Raw genomic sequence first — 23,739 nt, 5'->3', positions numbered from 1 at the left:
TGCGATGTGTTGGTCCCATTCCTCTGAGGTGGCACATCATGCACAGCCCTCCCGCCTGGACCTTCAACGACATCCCCGACCAGACCGGTCGTGTCGTGGTGTTGACCGGAGCCAACAGCGGTATCGGCTACATCACCGCCCGCGAACTGGCCCGCCACGGCGCGCAGGTCGTCCTGGCCTGCCGCGACCCCGAACGGGGCCGGCTCGCGCTGACCCGCATGCAAGGCGAGGTGCCCGGCGCCCGCCTGGAACTGCGCCGGGTGGACCTGGGCAGCCTGGCCTCCATCCGTGAGTTCGCCGCCGGGTGGGACCGTGGACGGCTCGATCTGCTGGTGAATAACGCCGGGGTGGCGATGGTGCCGTACGCCCGGACCGCCGACGGGTTCGAGTCGCAGTTCGGCGTCAACCATCTGGGCGCCTTCGCCCTGACCGGCCTACTGCTGCCGCACCTGCTCGCCGCGCCCGACCCGCGGGTGATAACCGTCAGCAGCGAAGGCCAGCGCTTTGCCCGCTTCGACCTGCGCAACCTCAACGCCGAGCGCAGATATCGCACAGTGTTCGCCTACGTGCAGTCCAAGCGGGCCAACCTCTACTTCGCCATGGAGCTGCAGCGCCGGGCCGACGCCGCCGGGCTGCGGCTGGGCAGCATGGCCGTCGCCCCCGGGCTCACCCGCACCAACGTGCTCACCGGCGGCGCCAACAGCGACAGAGGACGACTGTACGCGACCCTCACGCGCCTGGTGGTGCGCGCGGCCTTCCGCCCGACGCCGGAAGGGGCGAAGACCTCACTGTACGCGGCGACGGTACCGGACCTGTCCGGCGGCAGCTACATCGTTCCCGACGGGCCACTGCAACTGCGCGGCGAGCCCGTACGCCGCACCCGCGAACGCGCCATCCGCGACACCGATACGGCCACACACCTGTGGCAACTGTCCGAACGCCTGACCGGAGTCACCTACGCCTTACCGGCGTGTACGGCGGCTGGCCTGCACTGGCGTGCATCGCCCACGAGCTGAGGAACCATGCCCATAGATCCGCGCCGGGCCCTTGGGCTTGTTCGAGCTCGCGCAGGCCCGGCACCCTGACGGATCACCGGCCCGGCCGGTGGGCGGCTACGGGGCTGACATCGGGCTTCTCCTCCATTGGTCGAGGTGGGCGTTGATGAACTCGCCTATTGATGTGGGCTCGTGCCCGGTGATCTGCTTCACGGCCGGGGAGAGCCGGCTGAAACCGCCGTGTCGGACGCGGTGGTAGAGGTCGTCGAGGATGTCCGCCATCCAGGGGTCGAGGCCGTCGAGGGTTTCCCGCGGGGACGGGTCCTCGGCGCGGATCCGATGGCCGAGACGCGCGGAGAGCTCCTGCGCGACGTTCGCGACGGGAACCGGGTCCGGACCGGTGATCGTGTGCGCTCGGCCGTGGTGATCCTCCGGCGCGCGGAGCGCGGCCACAGCGACGTCGGCGATGTCGCGTGCGTCCACCCACGCGATCGGGGCACCGCCCGAGGGCAGGCTCAGGACACGGTCGTCCCGGATGGCGTCGCGGTAGAACCGAGAATCGGTCAGGACCTGGTGGAACCAGGACGGACGGAGCAGGGTCCAGGAAGCGGCCCGAGTGACGACCGCGTCCTCAACCCGGCGCGCCCAGTGGTCCGGCGAGAGGGTTTCGGCTCCCTGCTCGGACAGCAGGACGACATGCGCGTCCGGGTTCACCTCGACCAGATCGGCGACGAGTTCGGGGGCGGTGGGATAGTCGGGGCGCATCAGGTAGATCGCGTCCACGGCCGCGGCCGCCTCGCGCCAGGTCGCCCGGTCGTGCCAGTCGAAACGGACCGGATCGGTTCTGGTGTCTGACATCCTGGCGGGCTGCGACGACCCAGCGTGGACGAGGATCCCGAAACGGCGCAGCCGGGCGGCCACCTCGCGTCCTGTCTTGCCTCGGGCTCCAGTCACCAGCACCGTGCGGATCATGCCTGCTCCTGGAGCCGGACGACGGCCTTACCGATCGTGGGCGCCCCACTGCGCAGCAGGCCCAGCAGGGCTTCGGGCATCCGTTCGATGCCGTCCACCACCGTCTGCCGGTGGACGATCTCGCCCGAGCGTACCCAGGAACCCACCTCGGCGCGGAAGGCGGGCATCTGGTCCTGGTGATCGGTGACCAGGAAGCCGCGCGCGGTCACCCGCTTGGTGACCAACTGGTAGAGGTTCCGCAGGCCGTATGGCTCCCGGCCGTCGTACTGGCTGGCCATCCCGCACAGGGCCAGCCGGGCACCGACCCGGAGATGGTCGATCGCGGCCTCCAACTGGGCGCCGCCAACGTTGTCGAAGACCACGTCGATGCCGTCCGGGGCGGCCTGTGCAAGGTGCTCACCAGCCGCACCGTCGTTGTAGTCGAAGGCGGTGTCGAAACCGAGGTCATCGACCAGATGGCGCACCTTGGCGGACGATCCCGCGCTGCCGATCACCTGCTTGGCTCCCCGCAGCCGGGCGATCTGACCGGCGATGCTCCCGACTGCCCCGGCCGCTCCCGTGACGAACACCGTGTCGCCGGGTCGCACCGACGCCACTTGGGTGATGCCCAGCCATGCGGTCAGGCCCGTCGCGCCGAGCACGCCGAGATAGGTTTCGGCGGGCAGATCGTCGGTGTCGATGGGTACGACCCCGGCCGCATCGATCACGGTGGCCTCGCGCAGGCCCAGGAAGTGCTCAACCACCTGGCCCGGCTTGACACCGTCCGCACGGGACTCGACGACCACGCCGATCGCTCCTCCCTCCAGTGGCGCCCTCAGCGGGAATGGCGGGATGTAGGACGGGCGGTCGTCCATCCGGCCACGCATGTACGGGTCCACCGACAAGTGCGTGTTACGAACCAGGACCTGACCGGGCCGCAATTCGGGAATCTCGGTTTCGACCAGCGCGAAGTCGTCGGCCGACACCTGCCCTTGCGGCCGTCGCGCCAGGTGCCACTCCCGGGCCCGTCCCTTGCTGGTGACCGTCATTAGAATGCCCCCGTAGATACTTGACCCAATTAAGTATCTACCTTGGCACATATACTTGAGTCCATCAAGTTCTTGGTAGAATCGGCTCCATGGCTGCACCTTCGGGGCCCGTCGCCGCGTCGACCGATGCCGAACGGGCGATGTTCGACTTCGTCGATGCCTACGACCGCGCATACGAAACCGCCGCTCTGGGGCACGGGCTGAGCGTGGCGCAGGCCTGTGTGCTCGGGCGGCTCACCCGGCAGATCGGGATGCGGGAACTGGCCGACGAACTCAACTGCGACGCGTCCAATATCACCCAGATCATCAGCAGGCTCGAGGCTCGCGATCTCGTCCACCGTCGACCTCACCCCGGCGACGGCCGCTCCCGGCAGATCGTCCGGACCTCCGATGGAGCCGCCCTCTACGCCGCCTTCGAGGAGTCCTTCGAATTCGCCCGGTCCGCCACCGCCAACCTCAGCGCCCGCGAACAAGCCCAACTGGCCACCCTGCTCCGCAAGGCCCTCAACGGAACACGGGAACCGAACAGCTGACCCTTCGGGGCGTGGTAAGCGGTCCGACCTGGCAGGAGACGCGATGGAGCAGTCCCACATGGGCGATGCCTCGGGCATCGTCACCATGCCGGTTGAACGTCGACTTGCCGTCCGGACCGACGACGAGCAGACCCTCTGTTCGGGCCCGACCGCTGCAGGATCGTGGCGAAGATGGTGGCGTTCACCTCGGCGCGGATGCTGGTGGCCAGGTCCTCCAGCGTCGTGTACCCGAGCAGTTCCAGCCGGAGCCGGAGTAACTCCTCGATCGCCACGTTGATCAGATCCGCCGGGTTGTTCTTGGCGTGGGCCGCCTTCCGGACCGCCGTCGCGGCGATCGCCCGGGCCTGGCCCGCGTCGTACTTCACACCCTGACGCTGGCGCACCAGCTTGCGATGCGCCTTCGCGCTCGGGAAGGACCCGTGGTCCGGCAAGATGTTCTCGGCCAACTCCAGGCAGCGCCGGTCGTGGTCGACCACCACGTCGGGGATCTCGTCCGGGGACGGGAAGCGCGCCATCTTCTGAAAGCACTTCAACGCCGGCACCAGCGCGAAGCACGACTCGGAGCTGCCGGTGCACTGTTCGGCCCAGGCCACCTCCTCCGGCGACGGCGTGAAGAAGACGTACAGCACCCGCGCTGACATCCACGAGGCCTTCCTCAGCCTCGGTTGTGCTCTGATCCGCTGGCGCCGCCCCAGCTCATTGCGTTAAGAGTGCTAGGACGTGTATCGAAACGGATCTTGAGCTGTGAATGATCACCGTTCATGGGAGGAGGAGATCTCACGGACGAGCAGTGGGCAGTGCTGGAACCGTTGCTGCCGAAGGGCGCGAGAGTGGGACGGCCCCATGTCTGGTCGCGCCGGCAGTTGATCGACGGCATACGGTTCCGTGTGCGGACCGGTGTGCCGTGGAGGGACGTGCCCGTCGAGTACGGACCGTGGAGCCAGGTCTACGACTTGTTCCGTCGGTGGCAGCGGAACGGCACCTGGCAGCAGATCCTCACTCGGCTTCAGTCCCTGGCCGACGCGAGAGGAGCGATCGTCTGGGACCTGAGTGTCGACTCCACAGTCTGCCGCGCTCACCGGCATGCAGCCGGGGTCCATAAACGGGGTGACCTGCAGAAGGAACCGCCTGGCGGTGTGTTCACCGAGCCCGGAGATCACGGGCTGGGCAGGTCGCGCGGCGGATTCACCACCAAGTTGCACCTGGCGGTCGAGCAGGGACAGAAGCCCATGTCGATTGTGATCACGGCAGGGCAGCGCGGCGATTCGCCGCAGTTCGAGCCCGTGTTGGAGCGGGTAGGTGTGCCCCACCTCGGGCCGGGTCGGCCGCGTGTCCGCCCCAACCGGGTCCGTGCGGACAAGGCGTACGCCTCCCGCATGAACCGGGGCTACCTGCGCCGCCGCGGCATCCGCTGCACCATTCCGGACAAGGCCGACCAGACACGCAACCGCAAGAAGCTCGGTTCCCTCGGTGGCAGGCCGCCCGGATTCAACGCCGAGGACTACGAGGCTCGGCATGCCGTCGAGTGCGGCATCAACCGCCTGAAAAGGAATCGGGCCGTGGCCACGAGATACGACAAGCTTGCGGGCCGCTACGAGGCCACTGTCCTCGTAGGGGCTATCAATGAATGGCTGTGACCAGCTCGATCAGGACGACAAAGGATGTCCGTGGAGTTGTGGAGGTTCAGGTGTTGATGGCGTGTTCGACGAACTGACCGCAGGCGCGGAACCCCAGGCGGCGGTATACAGGCTCGCCGTCGGCAGACGCCTGCAGGACCGCGATGCCGTGGTCTCGCTCGCGGGCAGCGTGAAGGGCCGCGAGCGTAATGGCTCCGCCGTAGCCGCGCCGGCGGTGGGCGGCCAAAGTGGAGATGTTGTAGACGCCGGCGACTCCGGCGTGGTGGAACACCTCGGCGGAGCAGACCGGGCGGTTCTCCACGTAGCCCACCAGGTAGCGGGCCGGGCAGGTAGCGTCCAGAGCCTGGGATGCAGCCCGGGCGAAGAAGTCACGGACGGTTTCAGCGGGTGGATTCCAGTTTGCGGCGAGGACCGTGGCGTAATCGTCGAGCTGCTCGGGCGTGGTCACCGTTCGGATGTCCAGGCCCGGGACATGGGGAATCGGCAGGGTGTCGTCCAGCTCGGCCCACATCGCCGTCTCACGCTCGGACACCGGCAGGCCAGCCGCGGTCAGGCGGGTGGTGAGGTCTGTCGGTGTCGAGGCAGGTCCCACCCACCAGGAGAAACCGCGGCCGGTGCCGGCCAGCGACCCGACGGTCTCGGAGATGCGGGCCGCGGCGTGGCCGGCGGTGAAGCGAGCCGCTGCGACGATGTTGAACGTGTCGTCGTCCAGGCCGCTGTCCGCGACCAAGAGGTCACCCGCCTCCGTGACGGTCGCACCGGACATGCTTCGGTGCAGATGGCAGGCGTGTTCCGCCAGGTTCCGCTCCATCTTGTCCGTCAAGTCGGCTATATCGAGAAGGTAATCATTCATAGGGACTGATCCCAGCACGACCGGCGAAGACTGCATGTCATTTTAGGCGGCGCCACGCCGACGACCAGCACTTTCGATACACGCCCTAAGTGTCCTCTTCCTGTTTGAGAGGTGATCTCATTGTCCGGTTCACCGGCTGAAGCCGGCCCGCGCGCCACCTTCTCCGATTCCAGCGGCAACGGCAGCGGCCCCGCGGAGACAGCAGACTTGCATCGGTCTCCCGAACGGCTGTGTCCCTCTCCTCGAATTCTTTGGTAGGTCAGATGGGTTTCTCTTGGCCAACGTTGGTCTGGCGCCGCCTGGCCAACATCGACCGATGGGTACAGAAGGTCAGCAAAGGACGCTGGGCGCTGATCGGACGGGTCGACAACTCCCTTGTTCTGACGACGGTCGGACGCCGTAGCGGCAGGGCCCGTTCCAGCCCGCTGGTCTACGTCCGGGACCAAGATGCGCTGATCATCGTCGGCACCAATTTCGGGCAGCGGAACCATCCGTCCTGGTCAGCCAACCTGATGGCTCACCCCACGGCAACGGTACTGATGAAGGGCCGGTCTTTCACGGTCGACGCCGAGCCCGTCATAGACGAGCAAGCGCGCTCTCACGCCTGGGGTCTCATGACGCGCCATTGGTCGGGTTACGAGGCCTACGCCGAAAGATCAGGCCGGGAAATCCGCATCTTCCGCCTCATACCCCGGAAAGAATGACGAAAGGCCTCCCGCGCCGCGTCGAAGCCACGCATGACTTGAGACCGAGGCGCTTTCGGAGTGCTACAGCGACATCATGTTCCGGACACCGCCTGGTCGACGCCGCACCTCAACGACGAAGGCCGCATCGCACCGTAGCGTACGGTATGGCCTCCCCGAGGGGGTGCTCTGTGGCAAGAGCGTCATCACCGACAACGACCCGATTGTGCGGCCGGGCCGTGCCAGTGCTGCAGTGCCTGGTGGAGCCCGTCGGCGTGGTCGTGACCGGCGGCGCGCAGCCAGGCGGTGTGCCCGTCCGGCCGCAGGAGGACGGCCGCGAGTTCGGGATGGTCGGGGCAGGTCGCGGTGACGATGTCCACTCGGTCTGCCCATCCTGCGGCCGAATCGCGGATGGTGCCCGCTCCGGTCAGGTCGAGCAGCGCGCCGCGTCCCGAGGTGAGCAACTCGGCCAGGCGTGTACGGCCGTCGCCTGTGGTCAGGGCGAGGTCGGGCGCCAGGCGGCCCAGCCAGGGATGGCCGGAGTCGGGGCGCATCTCGTAGCGGGTGTCCAGCCCGGTGATGGTCTCGGTGAGAGCGCGGTTGCCCGCAGGGTGGCGGGCGAGGCGAGTGAGGAGGTCGGTGATCGGAGCGAGCCGGTCGTCGGCGTCGCCGAGCAGCACCTGGGCTCGCGTGTTGGCCAGCACGTGCGCACCGGCGGTGTGGCGTTCGGCGTGGTAGCTGGCGAGCAGGTGCGTCGGAGCGGTGCCGCGCACGGTGGCGGCGAGTTTCCAGCCGAGGTTGAACGCGTCGTCCAGGGCGACGTTGACGCCGATCGCCCCGGCCGGCGGGTGGATGTGTGCGGCGTCTCCGGCCAGGATGACCCTGCCTCGGACGTACTCGGACGCCTGCCGGGCCGCGTTGCCGAACCGGGTCAGCCAGCGTGCGGCGCGTAGCCCGACATGGCGGCCGAGCGCGTCGTCCACGGCGGTTTGGAGCAGGTCCAGGGTGACCGGGGTGTCTTTGTCCGCAGGTGGTTGCCGGTCGGAGGTGATGATCCTGACGTAGCCGGGGCGGGGGATGACGAACACGGATCCGTCAGGGCCGGTGGTCGCGCCGAACGGCAATGCCTCGGGGTCGGCGAGCTCGACGTCGCCGAGCAGGAAGAAGCGGGTCGCCGCGGTACCGGGGAAGTCGATGCCGGCCTGTTTGCGGACGGTGCTGCGGCCGCCGTCGCAGCCGACCAGGTACGCGGCCCGGACGCGGTACTCGCGGTCGCCGGTGGTGACGGTGGCGGTGACGGATTCGGAATCCTGTTCCAGCACGCGCAGTTCGTGTCCGCGCCGGATGTCGGCTCCCAGGTCGAGGGCGTGCGCCTCTAATATCTCCTCGACCCGGGTCTGCGGGATGCCCAGCGAGTACGGGTGGTCGGTGTGCGTGCCGGGGAGGGCGAGTGTCACCGGCAGGCCGGAGAACGCGGCGTGCGGCACTTGCCAGCCCTCGCTGATAAGCCTCTCGGCGAGGCCGCGCCGCGCCAGCAGGTCCAGGGCGCGGGCGTTGAGGTTGAAGCCCCGGCAGAAGTCCGGCCGTTGCGCGTGGCGTTCGACGACGACCGTGTCGACGCCGGCGAGCCGGAGTTCGCTCGCGAGTAACAGTCCGGCCGGGCCGGCTCCGACGATCAGCACCTCGGTCATCGGGTGGTTCCTTCCGGGGACGTGGGGGCGGACCAGGTCCATCCCTGTTCGGTTTGTTCGACCTTGGGCCAGAACAGGCTGCCGTCGCGGATCTCAGCGATGGTCCGCCGCGTCCAGGCCAGTTCGGCCTCCCAGGCGTGCAGTGCGCACTCGGTTTCGATCATGAACAAGCGGGGGACCTTACCGGAGCCGACCGTGTCGGCCAGCACCGTGTTCGTCTCCTCGATCCGTTGGGCCAGATGCCCCGCCCGTTCGGCCAGTGCCTCCGCCGCCCTGTCCGGACCGAGAGCGCCGAGGTAGGACACCGCGGCCATGAACTTCGGGTATTCCGCGACGGGCATACGCAGAAGCTCGTCGATCCAGTGCACGAATTCGCTTTGGCCCAGCTCGGTTGTCGCGTACACGGTTCGCTCCGGCCGCCTGCCATCGCGCGCCGTCTCCATCGGCTCGATCCAGTCATGCCGGACCAACGCCTCGACCGTGTCGTACAGGGACCCGGAGTTGACCTTGAAGCTGCTGTCCTTGTGCCGCTCCCGCAGGGTGGCCGCCATCTCGTACGGGTGCATTGGCTGTTCCTGGAGCAGGCCCAGCACGGCCAGCGCCAGGGTGTTGGAGACCTTCCGCTTCGTCATCTTCATCACCGATCTCTAATAGTAGGAACCGACTATACGGTATCGACTATCAGAGGCAAGCCCCTGCGGATTCGCGCGCAGGGCGACGGCGAACACGGATCGGGGGTCAGGGAGATGTGGAACGGAACCCGGCGTCAACGGGTTCCCGCTCGTTGGCGAACTGCGGTTTCCCCGCCTCCGAACGTGCGCTGACCCAGCCGACCGCACCCGGGCGCCAGGCCCCGCGAACCCACGAGGCGGCCCCGCTGCCTCCCATGTGTGCGACGCCACCAGTCGAGGGGCTCCCCGCCGCGCTCCAGGAGCGCGCCCGGCAACTGCTGGGCTTCCGTGATCAGATCGGGCGAGTGCCTGGCGAACTCGAACTACCGGGCAGCGCGGGCGTGGAACGTCGAGAATGCACGACCTGCCGTACGCGGGCGGCTCCCCGCGATCGACGCTTGTCGGCTATCGCCCGGTGTGCCGGAGGATCGCGGCGGAGATCCGGGGAATCACCGGTGGCGGGAACCCGTGCCCCATTCCCTCGATGGGCAGGAACTCGCTGCCGGGAATCGCCGCCGCCAGGGCCTGGCCGTGAGCGAAGGGCGCCATGGGATCGTCCGAGCCGTGAATCACCAGAGTCGGAGCGGTGATCGAGCCGACAAGCCCGGAACGGTCGCGGGAGGCGAAGGCCGCGAGGATGTGGTTCTTCGAGGCGTGGCCCGCATTGGTGGCGTTCTCGATCTCCCGCTCGATGATCACGCGCGTGGCCGCCTCGTCGAACGGCGTCAGCTGTCCGGCGAGAATGCGTGCCAGTTTGAGGTGCGACTCGACGTGCTCCTCCTGGGTGCTGGGCGGATTGGCGATCTGTTCGGCGTCCCAGGCGGCCAGCCGTGGATCGCGTACCGTGCCCCGGAAGGTGTTGGTCGCGGGGTCGAGGGGCTCGGCGCTCGACATGATGACGGTCAGGCTGCGCAGCCGGTCAGCGTGTTCGAGCGCGATCTCCTGGGCGATCATGCCGCCCATCGAGGCGCCGACCACATCCGCCGTGGCGATGCCCAAGCCGTCGAGCAGACCGACGGCGTCCTGGGCGAGGTCGACCATGGTGTACGGGTTGGCCTCGTAATCCACGCGGCCGGACAGCCCGGTGTCCCGGTTGTCATAGCGGATGACGTACCGGCCTCCCTCCTGGAGAAGGCGGCAGAGCTCGTCGGGCCAGGTGGCACCTCGGGCGCCGAGCCCCATCACGAGCAACAGTGCGGGGTCGGCCGAGTCGCCGAACGTCTCGCACCACAGACGGATTCCGTTGGCCTCGACGATGCGTTCCATCATGTTCTGCCCCTCGTTCTGGCTCGCACCAGTGGCGACGACTGGCGCTACGACATCCCGTACGAGGACGAGCGCTCACGGACCGTGCGCCGAGTCCGCTCCCACAGCACCCTCCCAAAGCAAAAAGTATATACACGTTAACTTTTTGCTTGATCCGGACCGTCACAATCCAGCCGGCGCATGCAGGACGGCGAGCATCTGGGCTCGCAGGTGCACGCCCAGCGCCCGGATGTCGTCGCTCAGCCGGGCGGCGAGCACCGCCGTCACCATCCCCATGACGGAGGTGACGGCGATCCGCGCCGCGAGGTCCGACAACTCCGGCCGTACCTCGATCAGCAGCCCGACCCACTCCTCACGTATCTGCCGCATCTGGCGGTTGAGCCGCCGCCGATCCTGCTCCGGCAGCCACAGAAGCTCGGCCTGCATGATCAGAGTCAGGCTCCGGTTCTCGACGGACGACCGGGAGAACCAGTCCACCAGGGCGATCAGCGCCTCCTGCGGGTCCCGGTCCCGGTTGGCCAGCGCGGCTTGCGTCCCCTCCCGAAGGCGTTCCAGCGACAACTCGATCAGGGCGAGAAGGATGGCCTGCTTGCCGGGAAAATGCCGGTAGACCGCGGGTCCGGAGATGCCCACCGCGACCCCGATGTCGTCGATCCCCGTGTCGGCGTAACCACGCTCCACGAAGAGCCGGGCCGCCTGCAACAGGATGACCCGCTTGCGCACCCCATGTTTGCGCCCCTGCGAGATGAGGGACTCCAGCTCGTCGGACTCGGCCACGTACGTACCTCTCTGAAAGAAACGGGAACCACGGTTAACATATTGGATAAGGGCTGACCAGGCACACCGCTTCTCGTCCGCGACCGCAGCGAGGTGAGCGCCCACCACGTCCACTCAGTTGGTCAGTGGGCACGGCGACGGGGCGCGAGGACCTCGGTGGCCGTGACGATGGCCTCAGGTCCGGGTTTGACGTAGCGGATTGCGGTGCGGGGGCTCTTGCGACGGGTCTTGCCCATGATGAGCTGCGGCGGCACTTCAGTCTCGCCGAGGTGGGTGGCGGCGCTGTGGCGCAGCTGGTGCAGATCGAACCCGGCGTACTTGTCCAGCAGGACGCGGGCGCGGTCGTAGCCGAGGCGGGCGCGCCCGGTGTACGGGCAGATGTCGGCCGGGCGGCGGGCGGCGGGCGACGCTCGGACAGGAACACCGGTCGTTTCGTGCGGGTCCTGCCATCCGGAAGCCGGAGTACCCGGGGCGGCAGGTGGGCGGTGCGCTGTCCCAGTACACCCACTCGATCGCGCCACCGGCTGCCCTGGCGGGCCCTGGACACCTCACCGGCCACGCCGCTCCGCCCTCACTCACGCTGCCGAGGACAGCGCCAGCACCTCCACCCTCCTGGCCCACTACGCCCGCCTGCCCCCCAAGGCCCTGGCCCGCCGGCGGAACAACCGAGACCCGGCGGCGGAACAACCGAGACCCGGCGGCACGGCGCCGGTAACGCGTACAGCGCATCAGATCAGGTTCGTATCCGCCCGATTTTCCGCGAGTACTACGGATCCCCTGGGCACCAGGGCCCGGGCAGCCGGGCGGGCGCCGGTACGGCCTGCGAGACCTTTGCTCACGATGGGGTCGCCGTGAAGTCCAGGTCACCTGCTTGGTCCCGGCCGTTGTGTCCTGCTGCGGATTCCGGGGCCTCGGATCCGGGCCGGGTGTGTGCGGTGCGGAGCAGGAGGGCGATGAGGACGGCCGCGCCCGTCATCAGAACGACGCAGACCACCGAGGCGATCCGCATCTCCTGGGCGAAAGCGTCGAATGCCACGCTGCGCAGCATTTCGGCGGCGCCCTCCGGAAGGGTCGCGGCTGTGTCGACGGCACCGCCGAGGGTGTTCCGCGCGGCCTCCAGTTCCTTGGGCGTGAGGGTGTCAGGAGCCTTGGCCGCCAGTTCCGAACGGTAGACGGCGGTGCCGACGCTGCCCAGGATCGCGATGCCCAGCGCCCCGCCGAACTCGGCCGAGGTCTCGGCCATGGCGGAGGCCGCCCCGGCCCGCTCCGGTGGTGCGGCGGACAGGATCACCTCGGTGACCACGGCGGAGACTCCGCCGATACCGATCGCGACGATTGTCAGGCCGCTGACGAGGTAGCCGATTCCCGAACCGGCTTGGATCAGGGTCAGCATGGCGTAGCCGGCGGCTGCCACGAGCAGCCCGGCGGCGATCACGTTGGGTTTACCGATGCGGGGCGCGATCGCGGTGGCCAGTGCGATGCCCAGCGGCATCACGAGGAAGGTGGGCAGGGACCACAGAGCCGACTCGAACGGTCCCATGCCCAGAACGAGCTGCATGAACTGCCAGTTGAACAGGGAGAAGCCGACCAGTCCGAATGTCGCCAGCGCGCCGATGAGCAAGGGCACGTTGAATCGGCGTGTGCGGAACAGCGCAAGGTCGATCATGGGGTTCGCGGTCACGCGCTGACGGTGGACGAAGGCCGCCCCTACGGCGAGTCCGGCGGCGCAGTACAACAGGGGAACCCACTCAAGACCGCGCTCCGCCAGCAGTTTGACGCCGTAGATGACGCCGAGTACGGCCAGAAGGGACAGGGCGGCGCCGAGCAGGTCGAAACGGCCCGGCCTGGGGTCGCGATATTCGGGAAGCAGCAGCGGGCCGAGGACCAGGAGCAGGACCATCACCGGCACGTTGATCAGGAAGACCGACCCCCACCAGAAGTGCTCCAGCAGCAGTCCGCCGATGATCGGGCCGAGTACGGCGCCGCCCGCGAAGCCCGCCGTCCAGACACCGACCGCGGCAGCCCGCTGTTTGGCGTCGTGGAACATGTTGCGGATCAGGGAAAGCGTGGACGGCGCCAGCGTGGATCCGGCGATGCCCAGGAGCGCGCGGGCCGCGATGAGCGACCCGGAGCCGGTCGAGTAGGCCGCCAGAACGGAGGCGGCACCGAAGGCCGCGGCGCCCGCCAGCAGCACCCGCCGCCGTCCGATCCGGTCGCCGAGCGTACCCATCGTGATGAGCAGGCCGGCGAGGAGGAAGCCGTAAGCATCCATGATCCACAACAGTTCGGAGCTGCTCGGCTTGAGGTCGGCCGTCAGGGACGGGAGCGCGACGAACATGACGGACATATCCATGGACGCCAGTACGCAGGGCAATACCAGGACCGCGAGCCCGACCCACTCCCTGGCTCCGGCTGTTCTGTCTACTTCAGTCATTTCCTCGGTTCCTGAGTCGCGTTGGCCAGGTCGGGACAAATCGCCCCGGTGGGTACTTTGTACGCACTGGAGCGTACAGAATACGCATGCACGTTGAACTCGTACAACATCTTTCTAAGCTGCCACTTTGCCTGCACCGCACGCTGGAATCCTCGATGGTCTAGGATTTCGACACAACCCGGAGTGTGTGACGAAAAGGAGTGTGGTGATGTCGGTGCAACCGGCATGCGCGTCATGCGGAAAGTCGCTGGAACCCGCCGATCGGGGCCGACCGAGGCTCTACTGCTCCCGCGCGTGCCAAGCGAAGGCGTACCGGGCACGCAGAGTGGAGGCACCGGCCGGCACCCCGGAAGACAACGACGGCGCGCCGCATCTCACCGTTGAACGCATCGTGCGAGCCGGGATCGTCATCGCGGACGCGGAGGGACTCGACGCGCTGTCGATGCGCCGGGTCGCCATGGACCTCGGCACCGGCACCATGTCCTTGTACCGGCACGTGGCGTCCAAGGACGACCTGGTGGCCCTGATGGTGGAGGCCGCGATGGCCGATGTGCCCCTGCCCGACTCGGCGCCGCGGGACTGGCGTCACGGTCTCGAACGCGCCGCATACCGTGACTGGGACCTTTACCACCGCCACCCGTGGATCCTGCCGAGAGTCATGGTGACAACCCGCGCGTACTTCAGCCCGGCTCTCGCGGCGGACAGTGAAAGCGCTTTCTCCGCGTTCGACGGACTCGACCTCGAACCCGCCGAGGCTTTCCGGTACATGTTCATGTTCGCCTCGTACGTGCAGGGCGTGGCGCTGACCTACGTCAGCGACATGGAGGCGGAACGGCAGGCGCGAATCGCCCCAGCTCAGGGGGCGAAAGCCTCGAATGAGGCACAGAATCCGCTTTTCGCACCTGGGGCATATCCCCGGCTCGCCCGCGCGATGCGCGCAGGCGCCACTCCCTGGGACCTCGACGCCCTGTTCGCCTCAGGACTTGCCGGCATCCTGGACGGCATCGCGGCCGATCTGGCCAGACGGGGCATCGATTCGAGGTCTGGCGACCATCGGAACGAGAAGTCACGCTAAACGGCTCAGTGGACTCGGCTCAGAGGTCGCGCGGACAGGTGATCCTGACGCGCCGGGGGGTGACAGGCGCTGCTGCTAGGCTGATCGGCATGTCAGGCGCATCGTGCTCGGCCGCTTGTGCGGCAGTGACCAGGACGTCCCGCTAGCGGCGGGACGTTCGACTCTCAGCACCACCCATCCTGGAACGTCCAGTCGCTTCGTGATCAGTCCGGAGCGGCCGTTTGTGCTGCTCGGAAACTCTTCAGAGCGACGGAGCACTCGATGCTTTCAGGCATTACTTCTTCCCGCGGGCAAAGCCCGTCTCCCGTACGCGCATGGCTCGTACTGTGCGCGATGGCCATGCTGCAGTTCTTCATCGCGGTCGACGTGACCGTGGTCAACATCGCGCTGCCCTCAATCGGCGCGGATCTCGGCGTCGACGGCCAGTCGCTGACCTGGATAGTGGTCGGCTACACCATCACCGGCGGCGGGCTGCTCACGCTCGGCGGTCGCCTCAGCGACCTGCTAGGCCGCCGCCGCACGCTGCTGGTCGGCACGACCCTGTTCGGTGCGGCATCGCTGCTGGCGGGGCTGGCCCCCTCGTTCGCGGTCCTGGTGGCCGCGCGCCTCTTCCAGGGGGCCGGCGAGGCTATCGCACTGCCGGCGGCGATGGCCACCATCGTGCTGATGTTCCCCGAGGGCCCACGCCGGTCGCGGGCCCTGAGCGTGTGGGCCGCAGTCGCCAGCTGCGGTCTGGTGCTGGGATTCGCCCTCTCCGGAATCATCACCGCCCGTCTGGGTTGGCGCTGGATCTTCCTGATCTCGGTGCCGTTCGTCCTGGTCGTGATCATGGCCATGCTCGTGCTCGTCAAGGCCGACCGTCCCGCTTCACGTAAACGGGCCCGGCTGGACCTGCCAGGCGCGCTCCTGCTGACCGCGTGCCCGCTGTCGTTCACCTACGCCGCGGTCGAAGCAGGAGAATCCGGAACGAGCCCGTGGGTGAGCCTGGCAGCGCTGGCAGGTGCGGTGCTGGCCGCCGCCGGGTTCGTGCGGGTCGAGTTGCGGTCCTCGAACCCGCTGGTGCCGCCGGCCTTCTTCGCCAACCGTGCCCGGGTGAGGGCGAACCTGACAACGATGCTGCTCAGCGGGGCGTTGTCGACCTCATTCCTGCTGTTCACGTTCTACCTGCAGAACCGTCTCGGAATCGGTCCGCTGGGAGCCGGCCTCACGATGCTCCCGCTGGCTGTTGCGCTGATCGCGGCCTCGGTTCTCGTGCCGAGGCAGCTGGGCCGTTGGGGAGCACGCGCGTGCGTGCTGGCAGGTCTCGGAGCCGCTGCGGGCGCGATGACGGTGATCGCGCTTGTGGCAGCCCTGGGTGCCGGGGCGACGTGGCTGCTTCCGGCGATGCTGCTGATCGCCGCCGGGATGGGCTTCGGGCTGGTGGGGCTGCAGTACATCGCGGTCAGCGGAACGACCGACGAGGACGCCGGGATCGCCTCCGGCGTCCAGCGAGCAGCCGACCAGCTCGGCGGGGCAAGCGGCGTAGCAGTCTACGTGGGCATCGGGTTCGCCCCCGCCGTGCACGCCGCAGACCCGTTCCTGATCGCAGCGGTCCTCGCCATCGCCGGGCTGGCCGTCGGTGCCGTGGTCGTCAGCCGTTCCTCGGCCATCACGGAGGTGCGACCGCAGACCGAGTAGGAGACCGCGCCGCCACGCTCCGTCAGGCAGCGGCGTGGCGGCGCGGCCATGTGTTCGACCCGGGAACAGTGGCTCGATCCGCGCCCGCTGCGCGTCAGTCAAGGGCATGCCCAGATCAACGATTAAGCGATCGGAAAGAAGCTCAGCTCAGGGCGGCGATGTGGGCTGCGAGCCGGTCATCGGAGGATCAGGCCGCGGCGTCCGCCGTACCATCCTCATCGCCTCTGGGCGTGTCCTGCTCCTCGGTGCCGAACAGCGTCAGTTGCTCGCCGTCCGGTTCGGTGCCGGTGAGTTTCAGACAGAGGTGCTTTCCATCAGGTCGTCACCCGCTGTCGCCGAAGTCCGGTCCGATCCTTCTTCTGTGTTTTCCGGTGGCACCCCTATGTGAGAACCAGTGTTCCGTATGGTGTACGGTACGACGTACGTTACAAGGAGGAGCAGCATGTACCAGCCGAGTGCCGAAGAACTGAAGAGCGTCGAGGAATGGTTCGCCGACTACGATGCGCTTGCCGAGCAAGGCTCCATCGAACAGCTGGCTGACCTGGCGGTCTTCCCGATGAACGTGGCCACCGACACGCCGGGCGGCTACGCGAGCGTCCGTCAGTGGACGCGAGCCGAGTATGTCGAGGCGATGAAGGAGTCCATGGGCGGCGGCACCGCCGGGCTTGACCTGCGTTCGACGCGCACCCCGCGCTTTCTCACCCCGAACCTGGTGGTCGTGGAGACCGAGGCGACGATGACGGTCGAAGGCCAGGAGCACCGCATGCACTACGTCGACCTGCTGGTGCGGGCGGAGAACGGGTGGGCGTTCCAGACCATGGTCCAGGGCGGCTGGGGTCACGGCTGGCCGTCCGCCAAGCGCGGCTGACCGAGCCGTTCCCGGTCAGGGCACGTCTGGATGCTGAGCCGGCCTCCCGGAAGGGGAACGGTGCCGCCCGCGGTGGGTCGCGGGCGGCACCGTTCTGGGTGCGGGGTGAAGCGTTCCTTCGCGGTCCGGATACGACAGGCCTGGATACGACAGGAGGTGCGCTCTCGATGGTCGGCCGCCGGGCGGGGTGGCGTGAACGACCTTGTCGTCCTGCCGCACCCGGCTGCCCGTGGTGAAATCGAACGTGAAGAACCCACCCCCTCCAGGGATGACCCCTGAAGGAGCCCGGGGAATCGCCGACGCAGCTTGCGGGGCCCCTTGAGGGCCGGCTTCTGGATTCGCCGCCGTCAGGCCGCCTTGTCCGTGGCATCGGAAGCGGGGGCCAGCCGCACGCGGCCGGGCCGGATCCCCTCCTCGGGGAAGACCCACTTCCGGAACGCCCAGAAGCGGAAGACCATGGCGATCAGCGTGCCGACGACCTGCGCGCTCACGAAGTCGGCGATCTCCTGGGCCACCAGGCTCACATCCGGCGTCTCCATGCCGAACGCGTACCGCGAGACCCACAGCGGTGCGGAGTTGAGCACCAGGCCGATCCCGCTGACCAGGAAGAACAGCGCCGCCTCGTGACGGCGCTCGCGACCGCCCCTGGCACGGAACGACCATTCGCGGTTCAGCACGTAGGACACGATCGTCGCCACGAGCACTGCGATGATCTTCGCGGTCACGGGCTTCGGTTCCAGAACGGTCAGCTTCAGCCCATAGAACATCGCGTTGTCCACGAGGAACGCCGTCCCACCGACCGCTGTGAACTTCAGTAGTTCGCGGTGCTTCAGCGCAAGCGCGTGCAGCGGTTCCGGCAACCTTGCGAGTACCGCTTTTGCTATTCGGAGCACCCCCGATCTTCTCACCAGTCAGACGTTCCATGACAAGTTTGACGAACACGATTTGCCCGGCTGGAACCGTACCCGAGGGCGAAGCCGCGTGATCATGAGCTTTGACACGGCGCCGTGGTGCCTAGTGAGGCCCGTCCCTCTAGGGTGGGCGCATGGCCGAACGGCGTCCCTTGATCGCGCGCAGGCTGCGACCGGGACACTGGGTCGCCGTCGACGTGTTCGCGGCCTTCGCCCTGGCCGCCGGGTTCTCGGCGTCGGCGGTGCTGGTGCCGGAGTCCGCCCGAGTGCCGACGTACGCGGCCGTGCCGGTGATCGCGCTGGCCTGCCTGCCACTGGCGGTCCGGCGCCGGTGGCCGGTGACGGTCTGCGTCCTGGTCCTGGTGGCGGCGGTGTTCGCGCCGTTCACCGGGTGGGAGGAGCCGTTCGTGCCCTTGGCGGTCGCGCTGCACGCGGTGGCGCTGCTGGAGGCGCGCCGGACGGCGGTGGCGGCGCTGGTGGCCGCGCTGGCGGTGACCGCCGCCGGCTCCGCGATCGGCTCGCTCTCATGGGCAGAGGCCGCGTCGGCGTGCGGATTCGCCTGGCTGACGCTCGGCCTGGCGTGGACGATCGGGCTTGCCGTACGGGAGCAGCGCGCGTACGCCGCGCAGGCCGTCGCACGGTCGGCGCAGGCCGCGGCCACGGCGGAACGGCTGCGCATGGCTCGTGACGTGCACGACGTCGTCGCCCACAGCATGGGCCTGATCTCCATGCGGGCCGGCATCGCCAACCACATCGCCGCCACGCACCCAGAAGAGGCGAGCGAGGCCCTGTCGATCATCGAGGAGACCGGCCGGAAGGCGCTGGCGGACCTGCGCAGGCTCCTCGGTCTGCTCCGCGACGACTCAGCAGACCGGGACGGCCCGCCGTACACGTTGGACTCGTTGCGCGAGCTGGTCGCGGCGATCCCGGCCGGTGACGTACGGGTGGAGCTCGCCGTCGAGCCCGGCCTCGCGCTCGGCGACGAGGAGGCCCTCGTCGTCTATCGCCTCGTGCAGGAGTCGCTGACCAACGTGCTCAAACACGCCGGACCGGCCCGATGCCGGGTGGCCGTCGGCACCCGGGCGGAGCATGAGCTGGTGGTCGAGGTCGTCGACGACGGCCGCGGGGGCGCGCCGCGGGAGGGGGGCCACGGGCTGGCCGGGCTGGAGGAGCGGGTGACCCTGTACGGCGGAACGTTCTCGGCGGGGCCGGAGCCCGGAGGCGGCTTCGCCGTCCGCGCAAGGCTGCTGTCGCCGGGCGGTTCCGGGAAGGACGAGAGATGAGCACGTTCACAGTGCTGGTCGCCGAGGACCAGGCGTTGCTGCGCGCGGGGCTGCGCAGGCTGATCGACACCGCCCCCGACCTGGAGACCGTCGGCGAGGCCGGGACCGGAGAGCAGGCCGTGGAGCTGGCCCGCGGCCTCCGGCCCGATCTGGTGCTCATGGACGTCCGCATGCCCGGCCTCGACGGGATCAAGGCCACCGAGCTGATCCGGACCGGCCCGGTGACCGCCGCCACGCGGGTGGTGATGCTGACCACGTTCGATCTCGACGAGTACGTCTACGGGGCGTTGCGGGCCGGAGCCAGCGGATTCCTGCTGAAGGACACCCGGCCGGGCGACCTGCTGGAGGCGCTGCGCGTCGTGGGGGAAGGACAGGCGTTGCTGGCCCCGTCGGTCACCACGCGACTGATCGGGGAGTTCGCCCGGCGCGGGTTCACCGGGATTCCGGCCCGGCTCGCGGCGGGGCTGACCCAGCTGTCCGCCCGGGAGCGGGAGGTGCTCCTGCTGGTGGCTCAGGGACTGACCAACCCGCAGATCGCCGAGCGGCTCGGCATCGGGCAGGCGACGGTCAAGACCCATATCCGCAGCCTGCTGGCCAAGCTCGCCGCGCACGACCGGGCGCAGCTCGTCATCGCCGCCTACGAGGGCGGCCTGGTCACGGCCGGCGGGCAGGCGCCGTCAGCGGCGGTAGGAGACCTCGGGGAAGGCGGCTGACGGGCCCCGCAGCAACGCCTGCGGACGGCCGCGCAGGTTCTGCTCGAAGAAGGCCAGCGGGTAGGCGCGTTGGAAGGCCAGCGCCCGCTCGGCCGGGATCGTGCCGACGACCTCCTCAAGCTGCGCCTTGCCCAGCCCCAGTGGCTTGGCCGACATGGGGATGAGCAGGACGTCGTCGCCGAAGGAGTTGTGGGCCGCACCCTTGAGGGTCACGTTGAGCCGCCAGCCCCGCAGCCCGTCCCAGAAGGCGCGCAGCGTCGGATTGGTCGCCATGCCGCCCTTCCCGTTGGTGTCGACCACCATGTACGGCCGGTCGAGACCGGACTGCGCGACCTTGCCAAGGATGGCGCCGTCCAGGCCGAGCCCGGCCTTGATCCGGGGGTCGGCGTACATGGCGGAGGAGGTGGCCGCGCCACCGAGCGAGTGCCCGAACATTCCGATGCGCGCGAGGTCGAAGAGCGGCTTCCCGTCACGACCGGGCAGTTTCTCCTCCAGGGAGGGCAGGCTGTCCAGGACGAACCGCACGTCGGCCACCCGGATGTCGACCGCCTTGGCGAAGTCGGTCACCTCGTCACCCGTCTCAACCCGGCCGCCGGGGAACTCCACCACCGCCGCGTCATAGGGGTGATCGACGGTGACCACCGCGTATCCCCGGCTGGCCAGTTCCTCGACGACGCCGGTCCCGTACGCGCGCGAGGCGTTGGCGCCCGGTGAGTACAGGACGACCGGCAGTTCGCCCAGGCTCGTGTCGGCGGGCGCGCCCTCGTGGCCGTCGGTTCTGTCCGTCAGCAACGAGCCCGGCTCCAGGTCGTTCATCTTCAGGTACTGCTCCGCCGCCGCCTTCGGCATCCAGGGGGCGATCGGGTGGGCCTGCGTGTCCCGGGCCGGGTACCACAGGCTGACCATCAGCTCCCGCTTCCTGCCGGAGCCCTTCCAGGGATCCGAACGGGACTGATCGACCAGGTGGACCGAGACGGTCCCCACCGGATGCGGGCCCGTCGGCTTCGGGATCGTCAGGCGTTGCGGTGGGGTGGAGCCGCATCCGGCCAGTGTGAGGGCCATGGCGGTGATGATGAGTGCACGTTTCACCCTGTTCACGGTGTCAGTCGTGTCCGGCTGCCGCCTCTGGCGTGAGGAGGACCTCCGGCTCAACCCAGGAAGGTAGCGCTCGACGGAGATCGTTTTCAGGGATGACGCTCGCGACCGGAACCGGCCGTCAGGCGGCGGACCTGCGGATTCAGGGCGCGGGTCACCGTCCTTGAGGCTCGATGCCTACTCCCTTTGGAGTAACGCGTACGGCGAACGGTGCAAGATCAGGTGACGATCGACGGACGACGCGCTCCCGCCACTGCCCGGCCTAACGTTTCCCCTTGAAACAACGACACGAAAGCTGGAGGAATCACCATGAACAAGCGAGTGATGACGGCGATCGCCGGGCTGAGCCTGACGGCCGGTCTGCTGGGATCGGCCTGGGCACCGGCCGGCGCCCAGACCGGCACGGCCGGCGAGGCCACCGTTGCGACGGCCGCGCCGAAGCCGCCGAAGGGAGCCAGGGCCGTGGTTCAGGTCAGCCCCAACCCCACCACCGAACGGGGCCAGGAGGTGACGATCACCGGCCACTGCGGCGGCGGCAAGGGGCTCAAGGCAGTGGTCGCCGGGATCGACTTGAAGAACCCGGTGCTGCAGAACATCCGCATCGTGAAGGACGACCCGAAGGGATTCGTGGCGAAGGCGACCCTCTCCCCCAGGATCGGTAACGGCGTCGGCCCTGTCTTCGTCGACTGCGGCGGTGAGGCGGGCGTGACCCTCCTGGTCACCCACGTCTGATCGGATCCGGGGCCTCCGCATGGCCGAGTCGTTCGCACGGCGCGAACCCACTCCTGTCCGGCACTTCGCCCGGATCATCGACATCACGCTCGCCGTCCTGACCCTGGTCTTCTTCGTCGCCGTGGCCCTCGCCACCGGGGTGCACAGCCCCTGGCAGGGCCAGATCCCCCTCGGTCTGTTTCTCGGAGCGCTCCTGCTGGTAAGACGCCGCTGGCCGATGACCGTGCTGCTGTTGTCGATCGGCGGTGTCTTCGTCTACCACCTCACCGGACACTGGTCTCCCCCCGGTTGGATCTGGCCGGTCGCGGTCGCCTACTTCACCGTGGCCACCACACCACGTGTGCGCTGGGTGCCCGTCATCGGCCTGGCCCAACTGGTCTACTCCGCTGTCGACGCCCGCTGGGTCCTGGACAGGAACCCGACCCACTACCTGACCCACGTCGTGGGGGAAGGACTGCTCCTGGCGATCCTCATCGCCGCCGGCCTCACCTACGCCGCCACGACGCGCTGGCGTGAGCGGTTGCGCGAATCCGACAACCGTGCCCGCGCCGCCGAGGAACGGCTGCACGTCTCGCACGAGGTACACGACATCATCGCGCACACCCTGGCCGTCGTCGGGGTGCAGCTCAACGTCGCCGCCGACACCCTCCAGGAGGACCCGGCCGAGGCCGCCGCCGCGCTACGCCTGGCGAAGGACGTCAGGAACCGGGCGATGAGCGACCTTCGCTCGCTCATCGCGACCCTGCGTGACAGCCCGGCCGACATCGCGCCCCAGGCGGACCTGGCCTCCCTGGACGCTCTCATCGCGGACATCCGCGCCGCCGGGCTTGAGGTGATCCTCGATGAGCGCGGCGACCGCGCGGCCGTCTCCGCCACTCCCGCCATCGCCGTCTACCGCGTCGTTCAGGAGTCCCTGGCCAACACGCTCAAGCACGGGGAGGCGAGCAAGGCCGAGGTGACGATCGGCTACCGGCCGCACTCGATCACCGTCGAGATCATCGACGACGGCCGCGGCGTCCCGGGTGGCGCCGATGTCACCGAGGGCCACGGCCTGGCCGGCATGCGCGAACGGGTGAGCGCGCTCGGGGGCGAGTTCACCGCGGGCCCCGTCCCCGGTGGCGGCTTCGCCGTACGGGCCGACATCCCTGTGGCAGGCTCGATGGCATGACGATCAAGGTCCTCCTCGCCGACGACCAGGCGCTCGTACGGGCCGGCTTCCGCAGCCTGCTGGCCCGCTCCCGGGACATCACCGTCATCGGCGAGGCCCAGGACGGCGACGAAGCCGTACGGCTGACCGTGAGCACCCGCCCTGACGTGGTTCTCATGGACATCCGCATGCCGGGCACCGACGGGATCACCGCCACGCGCCGCATCGTCACCGACCCGGCCATCCTGGGCTGCCGCGTCATCATCCTCACCACGTTCGACACCGACGAACACGTCTTCGCCGCCCTGCGCGCCGGAGCCAGCGGCTTCCTCACCAAGGAGGTCGAGCCCGCGGAACTCCGCCGGGCGGTCGCCGCCGTCGCCGGTGGGGACGCGCTCCTGTCGCCGGGCGTCACCCGCCGTGTCGTCGAGCGGTTCGCCCACCGGCAGGACTTCACGCCTGACGCGGGGCGGCGAATGGCCGCCCTCACCTCCCGGGAACTGGAGACGGTCAAGCTCGTGGCGCTCGGACTCTCCAACAACGAGATCGCCGAGCGCCTCGTCATCAGCCCGTTCACCGCCAAGACCCACATCACCAGGGCCATCGCCAAACTGAACGTGCGCGACAGGGTCCAGCTGGTCATTTTGGCCTACGAGAGCGGCCTCGTACGGCCCGGCGCGTGACGACGACTCCGAGGA

At 68.7% G+C, this 23,739-nt stretch carries 24 protein-coding genes; 12 read left to right on the top strand and 12 right to left on the bottom strand.

Translation table 11 applies throughout. From position 1 onward, the window contains the following. Positions 1 to 38 precede the first annotated feature (38 nt). Positions 39 to 1,016, top strand: coding sequence for an oxidoreductase (locus ABT340_RS19660; RefSeq protein WP_352012201.1), 978 nt, complete (start codon positions 39 to 41; stop codon positions 1,014 to 1,016). Positions 1,017 to 1,112: 96 nt separating this feature from the next. Here ABT340_RS19660 and ABT340_RS19655 read toward each other — a convergent pair whose 3' ends face one another. Next, a complete protein-coding gene (locus ABT340_RS19655) occupies positions 1,113 to 1,967 on the bottom strand; it encodes an NAD-dependent epimerase/dehydratase family protein (protein WP_352012200.1) in 855 nt (284 codons plus the stop codon). Then, on the bottom strand, positions 1,964 to 2,995 hold the full coding sequence (locus tag ABT340_RS19650; RefSeq protein ID WP_352012199.1) for an NADP-dependent oxidoreductase: 1,032 nt from the start codon (positions 2,993 to 2,995) through the stop codon (positions 1,964 to 1,966). The genes ABT340_RS19655 and ABT340_RS19650 overlap by 4 nt, the downstream gene beginning before the upstream one ends. A gap of 89 nt (positions 2,996 to 3,084) precedes the next feature. Between ABT340_RS19650 and ABT340_RS19645 the strand changes: the two genes are divergently transcribed. Next, positions 3,085 to 3,528, top strand: coding sequence for a MarR family winged helix-turn-helix transcriptional regulator (locus ABT340_RS19645; RefSeq protein WP_352012198.1), 444 nt, complete (start codon positions 3,085 to 3,087; stop codon positions 3,526 to 3,528). Positions 3,529 to 3,608: 80 nt separating this feature from the next. Here ABT340_RS19645 and ABT340_RS19640 read toward each other — a convergent pair whose 3' ends face one another. Next, the gene (locus ABT340_RS19640) at positions 3,609 to 4,169 is read right to left on the bottom strand and encodes a DUF4158 domain-containing protein (RefSeq protein WP_352012197.1); all 561 of its coding nucleotides are present in this window, start codon (positions 4,167 to 4,169) and stop codon (positions 3,609 to 3,611) included. A 120-nt stretch (positions 4,170 to 4,289) separates the two neighbouring features. Here ABT340_RS19640 and ABT340_RS19635 point away from each other — a divergent pair, with 120 nt between their 5' ends. Beyond that, a complete protein-coding gene (locus ABT340_RS19635) occupies positions 4,290 to 5,165 on the top strand; it encodes an IS5 family transposase (protein ID WP_352012196.1) in 876 nt (291 codons plus the stop codon). A 46-nt stretch (positions 5,166 to 5,211) separates the two neighbouring features. Here the strand turns inward: ABT340_RS19635 and ABT340_RS19630 are convergent, their stop codons facing one another. Beyond that, positions 5,212 to 5,988, bottom strand: a complete 777-nt coding sequence (locus tag ABT340_RS19630; protein ID WP_352012195.1) for a GNAT family N-acetyltransferase — start codon at positions 5,986 to 5,988, stop codon at positions 5,212 to 5,214. A gap of 293 nt (positions 5,989 to 6,281) precedes the next feature. Between ABT340_RS19630 and ABT340_RS19625 the strand changes: the two genes are divergently transcribed. Then, complete coding sequence (locus tag ABT340_RS19625) at positions 6,282 to 6,722, top strand: nitroreductase family deazaflavin-dependent oxidoreductase (RefSeq protein WP_352012194.1); 441 nt, start codon at positions 6,282 to 6,284, stop codon at positions 6,720 to 6,722. A gap of 185 nt (positions 6,723 to 6,907) precedes the next feature. On the opposite strand, the gene ABT340_RS19620 is transcribed toward ABT340_RS19625, so the two are convergent. The 6 genes from ABT340_RS19620 to ABT340_RS19595 all read right to left on the bottom strand — a co-directional run bounded on the left by ABT340_RS19620 (position 6,908) and on the right by ABT340_RS19595 (position 13,540). Beyond that, positions 6,908 to 8,392 (bottom strand): FAD-dependent monooxygenase, encoded by a 1,485-nt coding sequence (locus tag ABT340_RS19620; RefSeq protein WP_352012193.1) that lies wholly within the window; start codon positions 8,390 to 8,392, stop codon positions 6,908 to 6,910. Further along, positions 8,389 to 9,024 carry a PadR family transcriptional regulator gene (locus ABT340_RS19615; RefSeq protein ID WP_352012192.1) on the bottom strand — a complete coding sequence of 212 codons (636 nt, stop codon included), beginning with the start codon at positions 9,022 to 9,024 and terminating at the stop codon, positions 8,389 to 8,391. Before ABT340_RS19615 ends, ABT340_RS19620 begins: the two co-directional genes overlap by 4 nt. Positions 9,025 to 9,468: 444 nt before the next feature. Beyond that, on the bottom strand, positions 9,469 to 10,332 hold the full coding sequence (locus tag ABT340_RS19610; RefSeq protein WP_352012191.1) for an alpha/beta fold hydrolase: 864 nt from the start codon (positions 10,330 to 10,332) through the stop codon (positions 9,469 to 9,471). A 159-nt stretch (positions 10,333 to 10,491) separates the two neighbouring features. Next, on the bottom strand, positions 10,492 to 11,106 hold the full coding sequence (locus ABT340_RS19605; RefSeq protein WP_352012190.1) for a TetR/AcrR family transcriptional regulator: 615 nt from the start codon (positions 11,104 to 11,106) through the stop codon (positions 10,492 to 10,494). A gap of 122 nt (positions 11,107 to 11,228) precedes the next feature. Next, positions 11,229 to 11,627, bottom strand: a complete 399-nt coding sequence (locus tag ABT340_RS19600; protein ID WP_352012189.1) for a site-specific integrase — start codon at positions 11,625 to 11,627, stop codon at positions 11,229 to 11,231. A gap of 314 nt (positions 11,628 to 11,941) precedes the next feature. Further along, positions 11,942 to 13,540 carry an MFS transporter gene (locus ABT340_RS19595; protein WP_352012188.1) on the bottom strand — a complete coding sequence of 533 codons (1,599 nt, stop codon included), beginning with the start codon at positions 13,538 to 13,540 and terminating at the stop codon, positions 11,942 to 11,944. Positions 13,541 to 13,865: 325 nt separating this feature from the next. Between ABT340_RS19595 and ABT340_RS19590 the strand changes: the two genes are divergently transcribed. The 3 genes from ABT340_RS19590 to ABT340_RS19580 all read left to right on the top strand — a co-directional run bounded on the left by ABT340_RS19590 (position 13,866) and on the right by ABT340_RS19580 (position 17,160). After that, positions 13,866 to 14,615 (top strand): TetR/AcrR family transcriptional regulator, encoded by a 750-nt coding sequence (locus ABT340_RS19590; RefSeq protein ID WP_352012187.1) that lies wholly within the window; start codon positions 13,866 to 13,868, stop codon positions 14,613 to 14,615. Positions 14,616 to 14,948: 333 nt separating this feature from the next. Further along, complete coding sequence (locus tag ABT340_RS19585) at positions 14,949 to 16,292, top strand: MFS transporter (protein WP_352012186.1); 1,344 nt, start codon at positions 14,949 to 14,951, stop codon at positions 16,290 to 16,292. Between the two features lie 442 nt (positions 16,293 to 16,734). Next, positions 16,735 to 17,160 (top strand): nuclear transport factor 2 family protein, encoded by a 426-nt coding sequence (locus ABT340_RS19580; RefSeq protein ID WP_352012185.1) that lies wholly within the window; start codon positions 16,735 to 16,737, stop codon positions 17,158 to 17,160. A gap of 347 nt (positions 17,161 to 17,507) precedes the next feature. On the opposite strand, the gene ABT340_RS19575 is transcribed toward ABT340_RS19580, so the two are convergent. Beyond that, positions 17,508 to 18,020, bottom strand: a complete 513-nt coding sequence (locus ABT340_RS19575) for a GtrA family protein (protein WP_352012184.1) — start codon at positions 18,018 to 18,020, stop codon at positions 17,508 to 17,510. A gap of 185 nt (positions 18,021 to 18,205) precedes the next feature. On the opposite strand from ABT340_RS19575, the gene ABT340_RS19570 reads away from it, so the two are divergent. Further along, positions 18,206 to 19,354 (top strand): sensor histidine kinase, encoded by a 1,149-nt coding sequence (locus tag ABT340_RS19570; protein ID WP_352012183.1) that lies wholly within the window; start codon positions 18,206 to 18,208, stop codon positions 19,352 to 19,354. Beyond that, positions 19,351 to 20,067, top strand: coding sequence for a response regulator (locus tag ABT340_RS19565; RefSeq protein ID WP_352012182.1), 717 nt, complete (start codon positions 19,351 to 19,353; stop codon positions 20,065 to 20,067). Before ABT340_RS19570 ends, ABT340_RS19565 begins: the two co-directional genes overlap by 4 nt. Here the strand turns inward: ABT340_RS19565 and ABT340_RS19560 are convergent. Continuing rightward, complete coding sequence (locus ABT340_RS19560; RefSeq protein ID WP_352012181.1) at positions 20,032 to 21,156, bottom strand: alpha/beta hydrolase family protein; 1,125 nt, start codon at positions 21,154 to 21,156, stop codon at positions 20,032 to 20,034. The genes ABT340_RS19565 and ABT340_RS19560 overlap by 36 nt on opposite strands. Positions 21,157 to 21,471: 315 nt before the next feature. Here ABT340_RS19560 and ABT340_RS19555 point away from each other — a divergent pair, with 315 nt between their 5' ends. The 3 genes from ABT340_RS19555 to ABT340_RS19545 are packed head-to-tail and all read left to right on the top strand — an operon-like array spanning position 21,472 to position 23,724. After that, a complete protein-coding gene (locus tag ABT340_RS19555) occupies positions 21,472 to 21,894 on the top strand; it encodes a hypothetical protein (RefSeq protein WP_352012180.1) in 423 nt (140 codons plus the stop codon). A 19-nt stretch (positions 21,895 to 21,913) separates the two neighbouring features. Next, positions 21,914 to 23,062 carry a sensor histidine kinase gene (locus ABT340_RS19550; RefSeq protein ID WP_352012179.1) on the top strand — a complete coding sequence of 383 codons (1,149 nt, stop codon included), beginning with the start codon at positions 21,914 to 21,916 and terminating at the stop codon, positions 23,060 to 23,062. Continuing rightward, positions 23,059 to 23,724: a response regulator transcription factor gene (locus ABT340_RS19545; protein ID WP_352012178.1), complete on the top strand. Its 666-nt coding sequence runs from the start codon at positions 23,059 to 23,061 to the stop codon at positions 23,722 to 23,724. The genes ABT340_RS19550 and ABT340_RS19545 overlap by 4 nt, the downstream gene beginning before the upstream one ends. Positions 23,725 to 23,739 lie beyond the last annotated feature (15 nt).

Origin of the sequence: Streptosporangium sp. NPDC000239 (assembly GCF_040300765.1) — a bacterium.
In the GTDB taxonomy this organism is placed as follows: Bacteria; Actinomycetota; Actinomycetes; order Streptosporangiales; family Streptosporangiaceae; genus Streptosporangium.
Note: the sequence above shows the minus strand (reverse complement) of the source record. Positions and strands in the feature narration are given on the sequence as shown.